We start from the raw sequence: 15330 nt of genomic DNA, 5'->3' as shown, positions 1-15330 counted from the left end.
GCATTGTCGGCCGACAGTGGAGACAGGTCACGACACCCTCGACAAGGAGTGCCCATGTCTCCACTCACGGCCGGTTTCGCGCCGGCCCTCATGCCACGCGCCGAGGAGGGCGACACCCCGTCCTCCCGCTTCGACGACCACCTGGCCGCCCAGCTCCTCGGACAGCGGATCGTCTTCCTCGGCACCCAGGTCGACGAGGTCTCCGCGAACCGGATCTGCGCCCAGTTGCTGCTCCTGTCCGCGGAGGACCCGCGCACGGACATCAGCCTGTACATCAACAGCCCCGGCGGCTCGGTGACGGCGGGCCTCGCGATCTACGACACGATGCAGCTGATCCCGAACGACGTCGCCACGCTGACGATGGGCTTCGCGGCCAGCATGGGCCAGTTCCTGCTCAGCGTCGGCACCCACGGCAAGCGCTACGCCCTCCCCCACGCGCGGGTCATGATGCACCAGCCGTCGGCGGGCATCGGCGGCACCACCGCCGACATCGAGATCCAGGCGGAGAACCTGGACTTCACGAAGAAGACCATCGAGCGGCTGACCGCCCAGCACACGGGCCAGAGCGAGGAGACCATCTCCCGCGACGGCGACCGCGACCGCTGGTTCACGGCCGAACAGGCCAAGGAGTACGGCATGGTGGACCGGGTCGTCGCATCGCTGGACGACGTGCGCCCGGCCGCCTCGAAGCGACGGATGGGGCTCTGACATGGGGACGTACACGATTCCGAACGTCGTCGAGCGGACCCCGAACGGCGAGCGTTCCTACGACGTGTTCAGCCGGCTGCTGTCCGAGCGGATCATCTTCCTCGGCACCGAGATCGACGACGGCGTCGCCAACGTCGTCATCGCGCAACTCCTCCATCTGGAGTCGTCGTCGCCGGAGAGTGAGATCGCGATCTACATCAACTCGCCCGGCGGCTCGTTCACTTCGCTGATGGCGATCTACGACACGATGACGTACGTCCAGTCCCCGATCTCGACGTTCTGCGTCGGCCAGGCCGCCTCGACGGCGGCCGTACTGCTGGCCGGCGGGGACCCCGGACGGCGGTCCGTCCTGGAGCACGCGCGCGTGCTGCTCGGCCAGCCGGCGAGCGGCGGGCAGCGCGGCATGGTCTCCGATCTCGCCCTCCAGGCGAAGGAGATGGTACGGATCCGCTCCCAGGTGGAGGAGGTGCTGTCCCGGCACACCCACCACGACATCGCCACGCTGCGCGCCGACATGGACCGCGACAAGGTGTTCACCGCGCAGGAGGCCGTGGCGTACGGCCTGGCCGACGAGGTGGTCAGCCGACGCCTCGGCCCGCTCTGAGCGGCACTGTCAGGCGGCGACCAGACTGAGCTGCCCGTTGTACGGCGAAGTGACCCTGCCCTGACGCCTGTTGCGGTGCCGGCCGAGTTCGTCCCCGGCCAGCGACAGCAGGTCGCCGAGGTCGAGTCCAAGGGCGTGGGCGGCGGCCGCGAGAACCTCCGAGGAGGCCTCCTTGCGGCCCCGCTCGACCTCCGAGAGATACGGCATGGAGATCCGGGCGGCGTCGGCCACGTCCTTCAACGTGCGTTCCTGCGCGAGGCGTTCGCGTCGCAGGACGTCACCGACCAGATCGCGCCACAGGGGTTCCTTGGGCGCGGGGACCTGTGGCTCCGGCAGGTGAGGAGCCGGCTCGTGCGGGCGCAGCGGAATCACGCGGGCTTGGTTCGGCGCTTGGTTGCTCACCCCCTCAGACTAAAAGCCTTGGACGTGAGGGCAAGGGATCAGCATTCTGCCCTGGGGGGAATCGCCGATACGAAAGGGTGCCGAAACGGTGCTGCGCGACACATTCGACGGGGCGGCCGAGCGCTACGACCGGGCCCGCCCCCGGTATCCGCGCCCCCTGGTCGACGAACTGGCCCGTACGACGAACCTCGGCCCGGACAGCCGGGTCCTGGAGATCGCCCCCGGCACCGGTCAACTCACCGTCCCCCTAGCCGAGTTCGGCTGCCGGCTGACCGCCGTGGAGCTGGGTCCGTCGCTCGCGGCGGTGGCCCGGCGCCATCTGAGCGCCTTCCCGCGAGCGGACGTACAGGTCGCGGACTTCGAGCTGTGGGAGGTGCCGGACGAGCCGTTCGACCTGGTCGTGATCGCGACGGCGTACCACTGGTCCGACCCTGGGAGCTTCCTCGCGAAGGCGGCGTCCGCGCTCCGCCCCGGCGGGCACCTCGCGGTCGTCACCACGCATCATGTGGCGGGCGGCACCCAGGACTTCTTCGACCGGATGCAGCGCTGCTACGAACGCTGGGACCCGGCCACCCAGCCCGGCTTCCGGAGTCCCACCGAGGACGAAACGGCAACGGACACCGGGGAGTTCGAGCGTTCCGCGCACTTCGAGGACGTAACGGTGTGGCGCGGGGCGCGGGAGATCACGTACACGACCGACGAGTACCTCGATGTCGTGCTCACGTACTCGAACCATCTGGCGATGGACGAGCCCTCGCGCCAGGGCCTGTTGGCCTGTCTGCGGGAGCTGCTGGAAACGCGGCACGGCGGCCGGGTCACCAAGCGGTACCTGCACGAGCTGATCACGGCCACCCGAAGCGGGACGTGAGGCTGCGCGCACACCGACGGTTTCCCGTTCGACCCGAAGGACCGAGCCGTGCCCGACCGACCTGAGATTGTCTGCATCTGCGGTTCCACCCGGTTCGTGGACGAGATGAGCGCGGCGAACCGTGATCTGACCTTCGCGGGTGTCATCGTCGTAGCGCCAGGCGTCTTCCTGCGCGCCGAGGATCACGAATCGGACGAGTTGATCACCGACGAGCAGAAGACCGCGCTGGGCGCCCTCCACCTGCGCAAGATCGACCTGGCTGACCGGGTTCTGGTCGTCAACCCTGGCGGGTACATCGGCGAGTCCACGAGCAGGGAGATCGCATACGCCCACGCCACCGGCAAGCCGGTCTCGTTCACCGATCCCCTCTGATCAGCGCGAGGTGGGCAGGGCCGCTCTTGCTAGCGGTCCTCGCCGTTCAGGTGCACCACGGCGCGCACCCGCTTGCCGACCGGTACCCGTTCGACGCTCACCTGCGCGGCCAGGGCGTGGACTATCTCCAGCCCGTGCCGGCCGATGCGTTCGGGGTCCCGGGCGAAGAGCCGGGGCAGGGCGACGCTGCTGTCGCAGACGGACACCGTCACCGAGGTGTCCGTGCCCTCCAGCTCCAGGATGTACGGGCCGTTGCTGTGCCGGTCCGCGTTGGTGACCAACTCGCTGACCACCAGGAGCAGTTCACCGTCGGACTGGTCGTCGATCGTGGCACACCACTCGGTTCTGAGCTGCTCCAGGAACTGGTGGGTGAAGTGCCGGGCCGCTGAGATGCAGCCCGGTTCGCCGGTGTAGTGCGCCGCCCGCCTCAGCGGTTCCACGGGCACGTCGAAACGAGTCGGTATCACTACCCCGTCCCGGTGGTCGATCATGCGTGTCTCTCTCGGAAGGCGGCACTGCCGGTCGCTGTCGTACCAGTGCTCGTACCCAGCCCCACGCCCGGCAGTCCACCCGATCAGAGTGACGGTGAAATCGACCCCGACGAAACCGGCGCGCTGAAGCTGGACGACGAGGTCGTGGTCGTGTCGGAAGCCAGCGATTCGGGCGGGGAGGACGAGGCCGAGGAGGCGGAGGAGGCCGACGACGACTCCGTCGACGGCGGCTCGGAGGACGGGGACTCCGAGCTCGGGGACGAGGAGGACGGCGAGGACGGTGCGCTCGACGTCGGCGGGCACGGGCTGGTGGACGTCCCGGGCGTTCCCGGCGTACCGGGGGCCGTGGAGGCGCACGGCGACGGGGAGTTGGAGGACGGCGAGGTCGGCGGGGACACGGTCACCGAGGGGCTGGCCGGGTTCACCGGCGGCGGGGTCTTGTGGTCGTGCTTGCCCGTGTCGCCGTGGTGGCGGCCGAACCACTGGTGGTTGCCGGGGTCGTAGATCACGAAGATGTTGATGATCTGCGGTGCGGGGGTGACCACGACGACGTTCTGCGGCCGGTAGGAGGACCAGGTGTCGCCGGTGCGCTTCGGGGTCGTCTGCTGGGCGACGGGCGGCGACAGCGGGTTGCCGCAGGCGCAGCGGACGCGGGGCACGCCGTGGTTGTCGACGAGGACGGCGGTGCCGGCCTGGAGGACGGCCTGGTAGCTGGTGGCGGCGCCGTCGCGGTAGCCGTGGTTGGTGACGCGGGTGTCCATGCGCAGTTGTACGGGGGTGAGCGAGCGCAGGTAGGCGGGGACTCCGGCGGGCTGGACGCCGGCGACGGACGCGAACGCCGTGTTCTTCGCCGGGGCCGCCTGGAGCGCCTTGATCTGCTTCTCGACGTCACAGCTGGAGACGTTCTGGGTACCGCCGTAGAGGCCGGGGGCGCCGCCGTCGACGCCGCGCACCGCGTTCACGGGTTCCGAGGCGGTGGGTGAGGCGGAGACCGGCGGGGCGGAATTCTCGGTCGCGCTGGACTCGGTGAACGGATCGGGTCCGGTCTTGGCCGCGGACTGCAGGAAGACCTCGCCCTTGCTCGCCGTGCTGCTCGAACCGCCGTCGGACCGGGTGAAGACGACGGCCAGCACCACGGCTGCCACCACGACGGTCGTGAGGATCGCGACGCGCGGCGCCGACTTCCACCAGGGCCGGTGCGGCTCCGGCGCCCCCGCACCGCCGCCGCCCGAGGGCTGCGAGGGCGGGCCCGAAGGCGGCTGGGAGGGTCCCGACAGCGGGCCGGAGGGCGGTCCGGTGGGGCGGCCTGAAGACGGAGGTTCGACGCTCACGAGCTCTTCTTCCCGACGCGGTCGACAGCGGCATTCATACTGGTTCATGCCGCTTTATCCACAACGAACCCATTGTGTGCTCCGGTCATGGTCCGCCCGCAAGCCGACGCGGACGGCCCTCCCGGCGGGCGCGCTCCCCCGCCGCTGCTTAGCGTGACCGTGTGACCCCCCGAACCCCCTCTGACCAGGCAGTGGCCCGCCACGGCTGGCTCCAGGCGCTCGGCACGGTGCTGGCAGGAGTGCTCAGCATGGGCCTGGTGTCCGCGCTCGGCCTGTGGGCGGCGGGCGCGACGGACCTCCCGGACGGCGCGTTCCCCCGGGTCGTCACGGCCACGGTGGTGACGGCGGTGGGCGGCACCGTGAAACTCACCGGCAACGCCGGCTCGCTGGCCGACACCAAGGCGGGCCTGACCGTCATCCCCCTCTCGGTGACCCTGACCGGCACCCTGATGACCGCAGCAGGCTTCCTACGACCCCTGCGGCACCGCGCGGTCGCCTCGGCGGCGGAACTGGCCGGCTGGGCCGCCCGTATCGCCGTCCTGTGGCTGCTCGCCCTGATCGGACTGGCCTTCGGGGCACGCCAGAAGTTCTCGATCTCCCTCGGCACCGGAACCCTCGGCGACATCGGCGACCTGTTGGGCGCGTCTCCGGAGGTCGGCTTCGAGGCGGACGTGGCGCAGACGGTGCTGTTCGGCCTGCTGTGGCTGGCAGGAGTTCTGGTCCTGTCCCTCCTGGTCTCCCCCGGCGCCCCCCTCCCCGCCCGCCTCCTCCGCTTCCACGCGTCGGTACGCCCGGCCGCGTTCGCCGTGGTGGTCCTGCTGCTGGCCTACGTCGCGCTGGGCGTCGTCCTGGCCCTCGTCACAGCGGCGACCCGCGGCAACGCGACCCAGACCTTCGCCCTGATCCTGCTCGGCATGCCGAACCTGGTCTGGCTCACCCTCACGATCGGCCTGGGCGCCACCTGGAACGGCCGGGTCGACGGCCCCTTCGGCCTGCCGATGCCGCACCTCCTGGACGAGGTCCTGCGCACCCCGGACCTCTCCACCCTCAATCTGCATTCGCTCGCCGCCTACGACGGCAGGGTGTGGTGGCTCCTGGTGATGGACGCGGTCCTGCTGTTGTCCGCGGCGTTCCTGATGGCCGTCCGCTCCCCGGCCCACGTACGCGCCTGGCAGCACGCCGTCCACCTCGCGGTCGCCTTCGCCCTCGCGGTCCTCATGATCTGCCTGATCGGACGAATCTCGGCCCACTACGGCCTCTCCCTCCTGGGCATCGGCGACGTGGGCGGCGGCCTGTCCGGAGACCTGTTCCTGAAGCCGGAGTTGTGGTCGGCGGTGGGGTTGGCCGCGGTGTGGGGTCTGGTCGCGGGTTTCCTCGGGGCCATCTTGGCAAGGCCGGTCCACCGACGGGGCGAGGTCGAAATCCCCGCGCAGCCGCAACGCCAGGCATGAGAGTGTGCGCCCATCCAAAGGAAGGGCAGACATGGCATTGCCTCTCGAAGACCGCCTGGCCATAACGGAGTTGATCGCACTGCACGGCCACCTGGTCGACGAGGGCGAACTCGACCGCCTGGCCGAGGTGTTCACCCCGGACGTCGAGTACGACCTCACCGACTACGGCCAGGGCACGCTCACGGGCCTCACCCAACTCACGGACTCAGCCCTCGCGTTGGGCGCCGGGAACCCCGTGGCACATCACGTGACGAACGTGGTGATCGAGGAGCTGCCGGACGGCCGAATCCGGGCGCGATCGAAGGGCCTGGGCATCAAGACGGACGGCTCGTGCGGATCGGTGACGTATGTGGACACGGTGGTGCGGGCGGGGATGGGTTGGCGGATCGCGCAACGAAGGATTACGGCGCGGCGGGTGCCCCTGAACGGCCTGACTCCGGGGACTGCAGCGCCCCTTTAGGGGCGCGGGGCTGTATCGATTTGCGGCTCCGCCGCGTGGGCGCGACCAGCCACAACGAGCCCGCGCACGAAACACCTCAGTCCCGCCGCCTGAACACCGGCTCCGCCCACCGCGGCGGCTCCGGTGGCCTCCCGTCCCGTCGCGAGACCACCCGCAGATCCACCTCGGTAGAAGCATGCCCGGCCTCACCCCCGCGCAACTCCGTCACAAACGCCAGACAAGACTCGTACCGATCATCAGGACTCTTCGCCAACGCCCTCGCGAAAACCTCGTCGACATGCCCCGGCAGACCAGACCGAGCCTCACTGACCGCCGGAGGCACGTCGTACTGGTGCGCCCACAACAGAGCCATGTCATCGTCCCGCCGAAACGGCGGCCGCCCCGCCAGGGTCTCGTAGACGACGCACGCGAGCCCGTACACATCGCACCGCCCGTCCACCGGCCGCCCCGAGATCTGCTCAGGCGCCACATAGTCGAGCGTGCCGACGAACTGCCCCACGGTCGTGAAGCCGGTCAGGGACAGGGACTTCTTCGTCAGGCCGAAGTCGGTGAGGTAGACGTGCTCGGGGTGGTCGCTGTCCGTGCCGCGGGCCACGAGGATGTTGCCGGGCTTCACATCCCGGTGGACCAGCCCGTGTTCGTGCGCGGCGTCCAGCGCGGACGCGACCTGCGTGGCGATGCGTACGGCCGTAGGGAGCGCCAACGGGCCCTCCCGGTCCAGGAGATGACGCAGGTCGCTGCCGGAGACGTAGCGCATCGCGATGTACAGGACGCCGTCCGTCTCGCCCGCCTCGAAGACGGGGACGATGTGCGGGTGGTCGATCGCGGCGGCGACCCGGGACTCGTGGGTGAAGCGTTTGCGGAAGGTGTCGTTGCGGGCGAGTTCGGGGGCGAGGAGCTTGAGGGCGACCGTGCGGTCGAGGCGGAGGTCGTGGGCGCGGTAGACGACGGCCATGCCGCCGCGGCCGATCTCGTCCTCGATGCGGTAGCCGGCGATCTGCTGCCCGATCAACTCGGAGGGGCGGCCGGAGAAGAGGCTCGCGTCACGGGCCATCGGGGCTCACGACCTGGGTGGGGGCGTGGCCGGGGTCGGCCGGTTCGGCGTGGGGTCCGTCGTCCGAGGCGTAGGTGCTGAGGCGGGTGCCGTCGCCGTACACCCAGCGCTCGTGGTCGGAGTCGTAGAGCCAGACGGATTCGCCGTCGACGACCACGCCGATCCGCAGGCCCTTGGTGCGGGCCTCGAAGGACGCACCGTCCAGGCCGCCGCCCGCCAGGTCCTCCACCGCGCTGCGGTAGCGGGCGAGTGCCTGTTCGGCGCGGGCGAGCAGCGGGCGTGGGTCGGCGGTGCGGGTCAACGGGCCACCGGCCGCCGGCGGGTCCTGGGAAACCGAGATCAGGTGGCGGCCGTCGACCCAGGCCGACCAGCCGTTGGAGCACAGGGCATGGGCCCAGTCGCCGCGCCGTTCCAGCAACTGCACCGGGAGCAGCGCGTCGAGCGGCACGGTGGGGCGGGCGGGGTCCGGGGCCTCCCAGGCGGGCATCCCGTGCTCGGGGACGACGTGCGTGGGCCGGAAGCCAGGGGTCGTCATCGTGGCGGCCCCTATTTCCGCATCACTGCGGGTTCGTGCCGCCGCAGCAGCCGGGACACCAGGAAGCCGAAGAGCAGCGACAGCACGATCAGCATGCCCATGTTGAGCAGCCACACCCCGGCCGAGTGCCGGAACATCGGATCGCCGGTCAGCTCGCCCGGCACGATCCGGGCCAGCCCGATGGTGCCGGCCATCCCGCCGAGCGCCCACCGGGAGGGCACCAGCCAGGACAGCTGTTCCAGACCGGGCACGCCGTGCAGCTTCAACAGGGCACCGCAGAACACCACTTGGACGATGGCGAGCAGCACGAGCAGTGGCATCGTCACCTCCTCCTTGCGCACCGTCGCGGAGACCAGCAGCCCGAGCATCATCGCGGTGAAGGACAACAGGGCGACGGCCACGGTGATTTCGATCAGGGGTGGCATCAACACCCCTTTGCCCCTGGGCGCGTTGAGGTCGACGCCGAACAGTCCCACCAGGGTGAGCACCACGGCCTGCGCCACGGTGATCGCGCCCAGGACGACGACCTTGGAGAGCAGATACGCCGTTCTGGACAGGCCGACGGCTCTCTCGCGCCGGTAGATCGCGCGTTCCTTGACGAGTTCGCGCACGGCGTTGGCCGCGCCGGTGAGCACGCCGCCGACGCACAGGATGAGCAGCGCGTTCATCGCGGTCTCCCGGGTCAGCTCGCTCCCGGCGAGCGCGCGGGCCATCGCGCCCATGACGAACGGCAGCGCGATCATGATGACGAGGAAGGTCCGGTCGGCGGCGAGGGCGGCGGTGTACCGGCGCACCAGGGTGCCGAGTTGAGCGCTGCGGCTGCGGGGCCGGGGCGGCGGCGGAGCCGCGGCGACCGGACCCGAGCCCAACTGGTGGGGCTGCGCGGTCGAGTTGACGATGTACTGGCGCTGGAAGGGCGAGTCCCTGAACTCCCCTGCCCAGTCCCGCTCTTGATCCCGCTCGAACGCCTCGAAGGCCTCCGGCCAGTGCTCGAAGCCGAAGAAGGCGAGGGCGTCGTCGGGCGGCCCGTAGTAGGCGACCTTGCCGCCGGGCGCGAGCACCAGGAGCCGGTCGCACACGTCGAGGCTGAGGACGCTGTGGGTGACGACGATGACGGTACGGCCGTCGTCGGCGAGGCCGCGCAGCATGTGCATCACCGAGCGGTCCATGCCCGGGTCGAGTCCGGAGGTCGGCTCGTCGAGGAAGAGCAGCGAGGGCTTGGTCAGCAGTTCCAGGGCCACGCTGACCCGCTTGCGCTGCCCGCCGGAGAGGCTGTGCACGGGCTGCGCGGCGCGCTGTTCGAGGCCGAGTTCGCGTACGACCTCGTCGACCCTGGCCTGCCGTTCGGTCTTGGCGGTGTCCTGGGGGAAGCGGAGTTCGGCCGCGTAGGACAGCGCGCTGTGCACGGTCAGTTGGGCGTGCAGGATGTCGTCCTGCGGGACCAGGCCGATGCGCTGGCGCAGTTCGGCGTAGTCGCGGTAGAGGTCGCGGCCGTCGTAGAGGACGGTGCCGCGGTCGGCGGGGCGCTGGCCGGTGAGCGCGTTGAGGAGGGTGGACTTGCCGGCGCCGCTGGGGCCGACGACGGCGAGCAGGCATTTCTCACCGACCGGGAACGACACCTGGTCGAGAAGGACCTTGCGGCCGTGGTCGACGGCGACGGTGAGGTCCTGTACGTCGAGGGAGACCTCGCCGGTGTCGACGTACTCCTGCAGCTGATCGCCGACGAGACAGAACGCGGAGTGTCCGATGCCGACGATGTCACCCGGCCCGACCGGGGCGCGGGCGACGGGCTGGCCGTTGAGGTAGGTGCCGTTGTGGCTGCCGAGGTCGACGATCTCGTAGGTCCCGTCCGGCATGGCGCGCAGCTCGGCGTGGCGGCGGGAGACGATCAGGTCGTCGACGACGAGATCGTTGTCGCCGGCCCGGCCGATGCGGACGGTACGGCTGGGCAGCGGTCGTACGGTCGTCGGTTGCCGGTACGTGCCGGTGAAGGCGGGCATGGACACGGCCGAGGGGCGTTCCGGGGCCGGGGCGGGGCGGTCGGCCAGGGTGACGCACGGGCCGTCGGCCGGGTTGCCGAAGCGGATCACGCTGCCGGGGCCGACGCCCCACTCGTGGACGCGGCGGCCGTCGGCGTAGGTGCCGTTCGTGCTGTGCTCGTCCTCCAGCGTCCAGTGGTCGGCGTCGGGCCGCAGGACCGCGTGGTGCCAGGAGACCCGGGCGTCGTCGATGACGATGTCGCTGAGCGGATCACGGCCGACGTGGTAGTCGCGGCCCGGGGTCATGACCGTGGAGCCCGATTCCGTCTCCAGGAGGAGTTCGGGCGCTGTCGGCGCGTTCGGCCGCTCTGGCATGCCCTGAATTCTACCGATTCGTTCACCTGTGCGCCCGGTCAGCGGTCAGGGGCGTGCGGTGGTCGACACGTGTCAGGCTACGGGGACGACCAGTGCCGGAACGGTCCGCTGCATCCGGAGGGCGTCGACCGATTCGGCGAGCAGCTCATACTCGGTGGTCTCGTCGCTGATGGCGATCTGCACCAGCCTGCCGGCCGCCAACTCATAGGCGACCTGCTCCTGTTGGCCCACGTCACGGGACCAGGTGCGTAACGCGCGGGGCACGTCGGGGGCCGTGTCCGAAACCGGTACCAGGGCACCCCGGGGGAAGCGCGGGTTCTCCGGTTGCGGGTCCAGCCGGTCGGCCATCCACACCGCGCGGTCCCGTAACCACCACAAGGCGAGTGCCAGGGTCGGCGCACGGTAGGTTCCCAGAGGCACCCCGACGCGCTGACCGCCGCAGGTACCGTACGCGGTGACATGGCACAGGAATTCGTCGTGCACGATCACTCCCCCGTCGCGTGTCTCGATTGCCGGTCGGGCCTCGCTTTCCATGCGGCTCTGCTGGCGGCTCGGGCGGCTCAGGCGGTGCACACGATGGCGGATTTGCCTCGTGAAGCTATGCCCTGGCTTTCGGGAAGTTATGCCCTAGCAGACGAGTATGTTCACTCCTGAAACACTGTCACCACGACTTTTTAGCCACTCTCCTGGCATATTCACAGCCCTCGTTGGCCGAAAAGCTTCGAAGCCCGTTGTGCGGTGTTCTCCCGTCGTCATTACCCGAGGGGTAATCGACGCTTCCTGCGGCCCCCGGCAAGGTGGAGTCACCGGGTCGGCAGGCAGCTGATCCGGGCCCTGACCAGTACGAACGACCTCGCTGGAGGCTGATTCACCATGTCCGTGAACACCGACCGATACGAGAATGCCGTCGCCCGCTACTTCGAGGCCTGGAACGCGGGCGAACCGGAGGCGCTGGCGAAGGCGGTCGCCGCCGCCTGGTCCGTCGAGGGTACGTACACCGACCCGCTGGCGGCAGTCACCGGCCACGCGGAGATCGCGGGGCTGATCGCCGGGGCGCACGAGCAGTTCCCCGGATTCGCCTTCCGTCCACTGGGCGCGATCGACGGACACCACAACACCGCCCGCTTCTCTTGGGAGTTGGTGAGCGAGGCCGACGGAACGGCGCCCGTCGCCGGGTTCGACGTGATCACGCTGGACGGGGACGGCCGTATCCGCTCCGTGCTCGGCTTCCTCGACCGGGTGCCCGCCGGGGTCTGAGGGCCCGCCTTCGCGATGAGTTTTCCCGTTCGGGGTGGTCTCTTGTACGGCAGGCCACCCCGAGCGGAGGACACATCATGAGTACCGGCACCCCGTTGAACGAGGAATTCACCGCCGAATTGATCAAAAGCCCGAATGACGGCGGCTGGACCTATCTCGTCTGGCCCGAGTCCGTCGCGTTCTTCGGCACCCGCGGTCTGGTCAAGGTCCGCGGCACGATCGACGGACACCCTTTCCGCAGTTCGTTCATGGCCCTCGGCGACGGCACCCACAAACTCCCCGTGAAAGCCGATCTTCGAAAGGCCATCGACAAAGGCGAGGGCGACCGGGTCACCGTACGGCTCGAAGAACAGCTCAGCTCCTAGCCAGGGCCTCTTCGCGATATCGCCGCGGCGCCACCCCGACCGCCCGTTTGAACGCGTTGCTGAAGGCGCTCTCGGAGGTGTAGCCGACGGAACGGGCGAGCGCGCCGACCGGGGCGGCGTCCTGCCGCAGGGCCCGGGCGGCAAGATTCATCCGCCAGTTGAGCAGGTAGGTCAGGGGCGGCACGCCGGCCGCCTCCTTGAACCGTACGGCGAACGTGGTGCGGGACATCGCGGCCGCCCGGGCCAGCTCCTCCAACTGCCAGGGGTGGGCCGGGTCTCCGTGCATCAGGCGCAGCGCGGGGGCGAGCCGTTCGTCGGCGAGGGCACGCAGCCAGCCGGGCGGCAGACCGTCCGAGTCGGTCAGGCAGACCCGCAGCACCTGCACGAACATCAGCTGCGCGAGCTGCGCCGAGACGAACTCGACCCCGGCCCGGCGTGTGCGCATCTCGGCCGCCAACTGCCCGATGAGCCACCGCAGTACACCGGCCTCGGGTGAATCGGCCCGCACGTGGACGAGCTCCGGCAGCGCCCGGCGCAGCAGGTCGCCGCGGTCCCGGCTCAGGTCGATGTGCCCGGACACGCAGGCGACGTCCACCGCGTCACCCTGCCCGAGCCGGCCCATCCGGGTCGCCGGGTCCATGACGACGTCGGCGGAGTCGGTCGGCGCGACGCCGGGCCGGCTGCACAGGGTGTACGGCTGGCCGCCGTCGGAGATCACGACGTCCCCCTCGGCGAGCCGCAGGGGTTCGCCGCCGTCGCGGACCAGCAGGCAGCCGCCCTGCACCACGGCGTTCACCTTCAGCCGGTCGCGTCCGCGCAGCTCGATGGCCCAGTCGCCGCCGGCCGTGAAGCCGCCGGAGAACACGCTGCGGGCGTCCGCGACGGCGAGGGCGTCGGACAGGGGATCCACGGTCATGTTCGAACTATCACGCAAGTTATGCGGATTCTCAAGTATTCATCGTACGGATCGGTCGACCTACGGTGTCCCTCAACAGCTCAAGCTGGTGAGGGAGAGAGCAGACATGACCACCGCACAGCAGCCCCTGAATTCCGGCTTCGGCGCCGCGTCCACCGCCGAGGAGGTGATCAAGGGCATCGACCTGACCGGCAAGGTCGCGATCGTCACGGGCGGCTACTCCGGCATCGGCCTGGAGACGGCCCGTGTGCTCCACGGCGCCGGGGCCCGGATCGTCGTACCCGCGAGGGACGTGGAGCGGGCCAGGACGGCGCTCGCGGTCATCCCCGGAACCGAGGTCGAGTACATGGACCTGCTGGACCCGGCGTCGATCGACGCCTTCGCGGAGAAGTTCCTGGCCTCCGGGCGTCCGCTGCACCTCCTGGTGAACAACGCCGGGATCATGGCGACCCCGCCGACGCGGGACGCGCGCGGGTACGAGGCGCAGTTCGCCGCCAACCACCTCGGGCACTTCCAGCTGACCACCAAGCTGTGGCCCGCGCTGGTCGCGGCGAACGGCGCGCGGGTCGTCGTGCTGTCGTCGCGGGGCATCCGCTTCGCCGGCGTCGACTTCGACGACCTGCAGTTCGAGCACCGGACCTACGAGCCGTTCCTCGCCTACGGCCAGTCCAAGACGGCCAACGCCCTGTTCGCCGTCGAGGTGGACCGGCGCGGACAGGCGCAGGGCATCCGCGCCTTCGCCGTGCACCCGGGCCTGATCATCGACACCGGCCTGGTCAAGCACATCGACCCGGCGATGCTCCAGGCCGCGGGTGCGCTGGACAGCGAGGGCAAGCCCATCCGTGACCCCGAGCGCCAGATGAAGACCGTGCAGCAGGGCGCGGCCACCAGCGTCTGGTGCGCGACCAGCCCGCAGCTCGACGGTCTCGGCGGGGTCTACTGCGAGAACGTCGACATCAGCCCGCTCGTGACCCCCGAGAACGAGGCCGCGTGGACCACCGGCGACACGATCCCGGGGGTGCTCCCCCGCGCCGTGGACCCGGAGGCGGCGGCCCGTCTCTGGGAGGTCAGCGAGCGGCTTACGGCCTGACGATCGCGTCGATGCGGGCCAGCTCGTCGGCGTCGAAGTCCAGGTTGCGAGTGGCCGCGACGCTGTCCTCGACCTGCTGCGGGCTGCTCGCACCGACCAGCGCGGAGGTCACCCGGCCACCGCGCAGCACCCAGGCGAGGGCGAGCTGGGCGAGGGTCTGACCGCGCCCCTTGGCGATGTCGTCGAGGGCGCGGAGCTGTCCCACCAGGTCCTCGGTGACCGCGTCGGAGTTCAGGAACGGGCTGTCGCTCGCCGCCCGGGAACCCTCCGGGATGCCGTCGAGGTAGCGGGAGCTGAGCAGCCCCTGCTCCAGCGGGGAGAAGACGATCGACCCGACCTGGAGCTCGTCGAGGGCGTCGAGCAGGCCCTCGTCCTCGGGGCGGCGGTCGAGCATCGAGTAGCGCGGCTGGTGGATGAGGAGCGGGGTGCCCAGCTCGCCGAGGATGCGGGCGGCCTCCCGGGTCTGCTCCGCCGAGTAGTTGGAGATGCCGACGTAGAGCGCCTTGCCCTGCTGGACCGCCGAGTGCAGGGCGCCCATCGTCTCCTCCAGGGGAGTCTCCGGGTCGGGGCGGTGCGAGTAGAAGATGTCGACGTAGTCCAGGCCCATGCGGCTCAGGCTCTGGTCCAGCGAGGACAACACGTACTTGCGCGAACCCCACTCGCCGTAGGGGCCGGGCCACATCAGATAGCCGGCCTTGGTGGAGATCACCAGCTCGTCGCGGTACGACCCGAAGTCCGCCTTCAGCGCCTCGCCGAGGGCGGACTCGGCGGCGCCGGGCGGCGGGCCGTAGTTGTTGGCGAGGTCGAAGTGGGTGACGCCGAGGTCGAAGGCGCGGCGCAGGATGGCGCGCTGGGTGTCGACCGGGCGGTCGGGCCCGAAGTTGTGCCACAGGCCGAGCGAGATCGCGGGGAGTTTCAGACCGCTGCGTCCGGTCCGCCGGTAGGGCAGGTCCGCGTAACGGTCGGGGTGTGCGGTGTACAACGCGACTCCAGAGGGGTTGGCACACGGGATACCGGTTCCAGGGAACCACCATCCACTCTGTCGTGACCTGCGGGCAGTGGTCCAACAGAA

Annotated in this window: 18 protein-coding genes; 9 read left to right on the top strand and 9 right to left on the bottom strand. The window is 70.2% G+C overall.

All coding sequences use genetic code 11. The features are described from left to right. The first annotated feature begins 54 nt into the window (after positions 1-54). Both ACGFY9_RS17905 and ACGFY9_RS17900 read left to right on the top strand, forming a co-directional pair. A complete protein-coding gene (locus tag ACGFY9_RS17905) occupies positions 55-708 on the top strand; it encodes a ClpP family protease (protein WP_393755116.1) in 654 nt (217 codons plus the stop codon). Between the two features lies 1 nt (position 709). Beyond that, positions 710-1312, top strand: coding sequence for a ClpP family protease (locus ACGFY9_RS17900; RefSeq protein ID WP_393755115.1), 603 nt, complete (start codon positions 710-712; stop codon positions 1310-1312). Between the two features lie 9 nt (positions 1313-1321). Here ACGFY9_RS17900 and ACGFY9_RS17895 read toward each other — a convergent pair whose 3' ends face one another. Next, entirely contained in the window at positions 1322-1714 is a 393-nt protein-coding gene (locus tag ACGFY9_RS17895; RefSeq protein ID WP_328685430.1) for a helix-turn-helix transcriptional regulator, read from the bottom strand. An 88-nt stretch (positions 1715-1802) separates the two neighbouring features. On the opposite strand from ACGFY9_RS17895, the gene ACGFY9_RS17890 reads away from it, so the two are divergent. Both ACGFY9_RS17890 and ACGFY9_RS17885 read left to right on the top strand, forming a co-directional pair. Next, positions 1803-2582, top strand: coding sequence for a class I SAM-dependent methyltransferase (locus tag ACGFY9_RS17890; RefSeq protein WP_393755114.1), 780 nt, complete (start codon positions 1803-1805; stop codon positions 2580-2582). A gap of 48 nt (positions 2583-2630) precedes the next feature. Beyond that, positions 2631-2954 (top strand): hypothetical protein, encoded by a 324-nt coding sequence (locus tag ACGFY9_RS17885; RefSeq protein ID WP_393755113.1) that lies wholly within the window; start codon positions 2631-2633, stop codon positions 2952-2954. 29 nt (positions 2955-2983) lie between these two features. Here ACGFY9_RS17885 and ACGFY9_RS17880 read toward each other — a convergent pair whose 3' ends face one another. Both ACGFY9_RS17880 and ACGFY9_RS17875 read right to left on the bottom strand, forming a co-directional pair. Next, positions 2984-3445 (bottom strand): ATP-binding protein, encoded by a 462-nt coding sequence (locus ACGFY9_RS17880; protein ID WP_393755112.1) that lies wholly within the window; start codon positions 3443-3445, stop codon positions 2984-2986. Positions 3446-3528: 83 nt separating this feature from the next. Continuing rightward, positions 3529-4776, bottom strand: a complete 1248-nt coding sequence (locus ACGFY9_RS17875; protein ID WP_393755111.1) for a DUF6777 domain-containing protein — start codon at positions 4774-4776, stop codon at positions 3529-3531. Positions 4777-4937: 161 nt separating this feature from the next. On the opposite strand from ACGFY9_RS17875, the gene ACGFY9_RS17870 reads away from it, so the two are divergent. Further along, positions 4938-6227: a streptophobe family protein gene (locus ACGFY9_RS17870; RefSeq protein ID WP_393755109.1), complete on the top strand. Its 1290-nt coding sequence runs from the start codon at positions 4938-4940 to the stop codon at positions 6225-6227. Positions 6228-6258: 31 nt separating this feature from the next. After that, complete coding sequence (locus ACGFY9_RS17865; RefSeq protein ID WP_393755108.1) at positions 6259-6687, top strand: nuclear transport factor 2 family protein; 429 nt, start codon at positions 6259-6261, stop codon at positions 6685-6687. A 76-nt stretch (positions 6688-6763) separates the two neighbouring features. Here ACGFY9_RS17865 and ACGFY9_RS17860 read toward each other — a convergent pair whose 3' ends face one another. The 4 genes from ACGFY9_RS17860 to ACGFY9_RS17845 all read right to left on the bottom strand — a co-directional run bounded on the left by ACGFY9_RS17860 (position 6764) and on the right by ACGFY9_RS17845 (position 11113). Beyond that, positions 6764-7741: a serine/threonine-protein kinase gene (locus tag ACGFY9_RS17860; protein WP_393755107.1), complete on the bottom strand. Its 978-nt coding sequence runs from the start codon at positions 7739-7741 to the stop codon at positions 6764-6766. Next, positions 7731-8276 (bottom strand): hypothetical protein, encoded by a 546-nt coding sequence (locus ACGFY9_RS17855; protein WP_393755105.1) that lies wholly within the window; start codon positions 8274-8276, stop codon positions 7731-7733. The genes ACGFY9_RS17860 and ACGFY9_RS17855 overlap by 11 nt, the downstream gene beginning before the upstream one ends. Before the next feature lie 11 nt (positions 8277-8287). Then, on the bottom strand, positions 8288-10630 hold the full coding sequence (locus tag ACGFY9_RS17850) for an FHA domain-containing protein (RefSeq protein ID WP_393755104.1): 2343 nt from the start codon (positions 10628-10630) through the stop codon (positions 8288-8290). A 72-nt stretch (positions 10631-10702) separates the two neighbouring features. Beyond that, positions 10703-11113, bottom strand: coding sequence for a hypothetical protein (locus ACGFY9_RS17845; protein WP_033280890.1), 411 nt, complete (start codon positions 11111-11113; stop codon positions 10703-10705). Between the two features lie 390 nt (positions 11114-11503). On the opposite strand from ACGFY9_RS17845, the gene ACGFY9_RS17840 reads away from it, so the two are divergent. Together ACGFY9_RS17840 and ACGFY9_RS17835 are read left to right on the top strand one after the other, a co-directional pair. Beyond that, positions 11504-11887, top strand: coding sequence for a nuclear transport factor 2 family protein (locus ACGFY9_RS17840; RefSeq protein ID WP_393755102.1), 384 nt, complete (start codon positions 11504-11506; stop codon positions 11885-11887). Positions 11888-11964: 77 nt separating this feature from the next. Continuing rightward, positions 11965-12252 (top strand): DUF1905 domain-containing protein, encoded by a 288-nt coding sequence (locus ACGFY9_RS17835; RefSeq protein WP_393755100.1) that lies wholly within the window; start codon positions 11965-11967, stop codon positions 12250-12252. On the opposite strand, the gene ACGFY9_RS17830 is transcribed toward ACGFY9_RS17835, so the two are convergent. Continuing rightward, positions 12242-13168 (bottom strand): AraC family transcriptional regulator, encoded by a 927-nt coding sequence (locus ACGFY9_RS17830; protein ID WP_393755098.1) that lies wholly within the window; start codon positions 13166-13168, stop codon positions 12242-12244. The genes ACGFY9_RS17835 and ACGFY9_RS17830 overlap by 11 nt on opposite strands. A gap of 106 nt (positions 13169-13274) precedes the next feature. Between ACGFY9_RS17830 and ACGFY9_RS17825 the strand changes: the two genes are divergently transcribed. Further along, a complete protein-coding gene (locus ACGFY9_RS17825; RefSeq protein ID WP_393755096.1) occupies positions 13275-14258 on the top strand; it encodes an oxidoreductase in 984 nt (327 codons plus the stop codon). Here ACGFY9_RS17825 and ACGFY9_RS17820 read toward each other — a convergent pair. After that, positions 14248-15240 (bottom strand): aldo/keto reductase, encoded by a 993-nt coding sequence (locus tag ACGFY9_RS17820; protein WP_393755095.1) that lies wholly within the window; start codon positions 15238-15240, stop codon positions 14248-14250. The two genes, ACGFY9_RS17825 and ACGFY9_RS17820, sit on opposite strands and share 11 nt — an antisense overlap. Positions 15241-15330 lie beyond the last annotated feature (90 nt).

The organism is Streptomyces sp. NPDC048504, from assembly GCF_043200035.1.
Taxonomy (GTDB): Bacteria; Actinomycetota; Actinomycetes; order Streptomycetales; family Streptomycetaceae; genus Streptomyces.
This window is presented reverse-complemented; position numbering and strand designations above follow the sequence as displayed.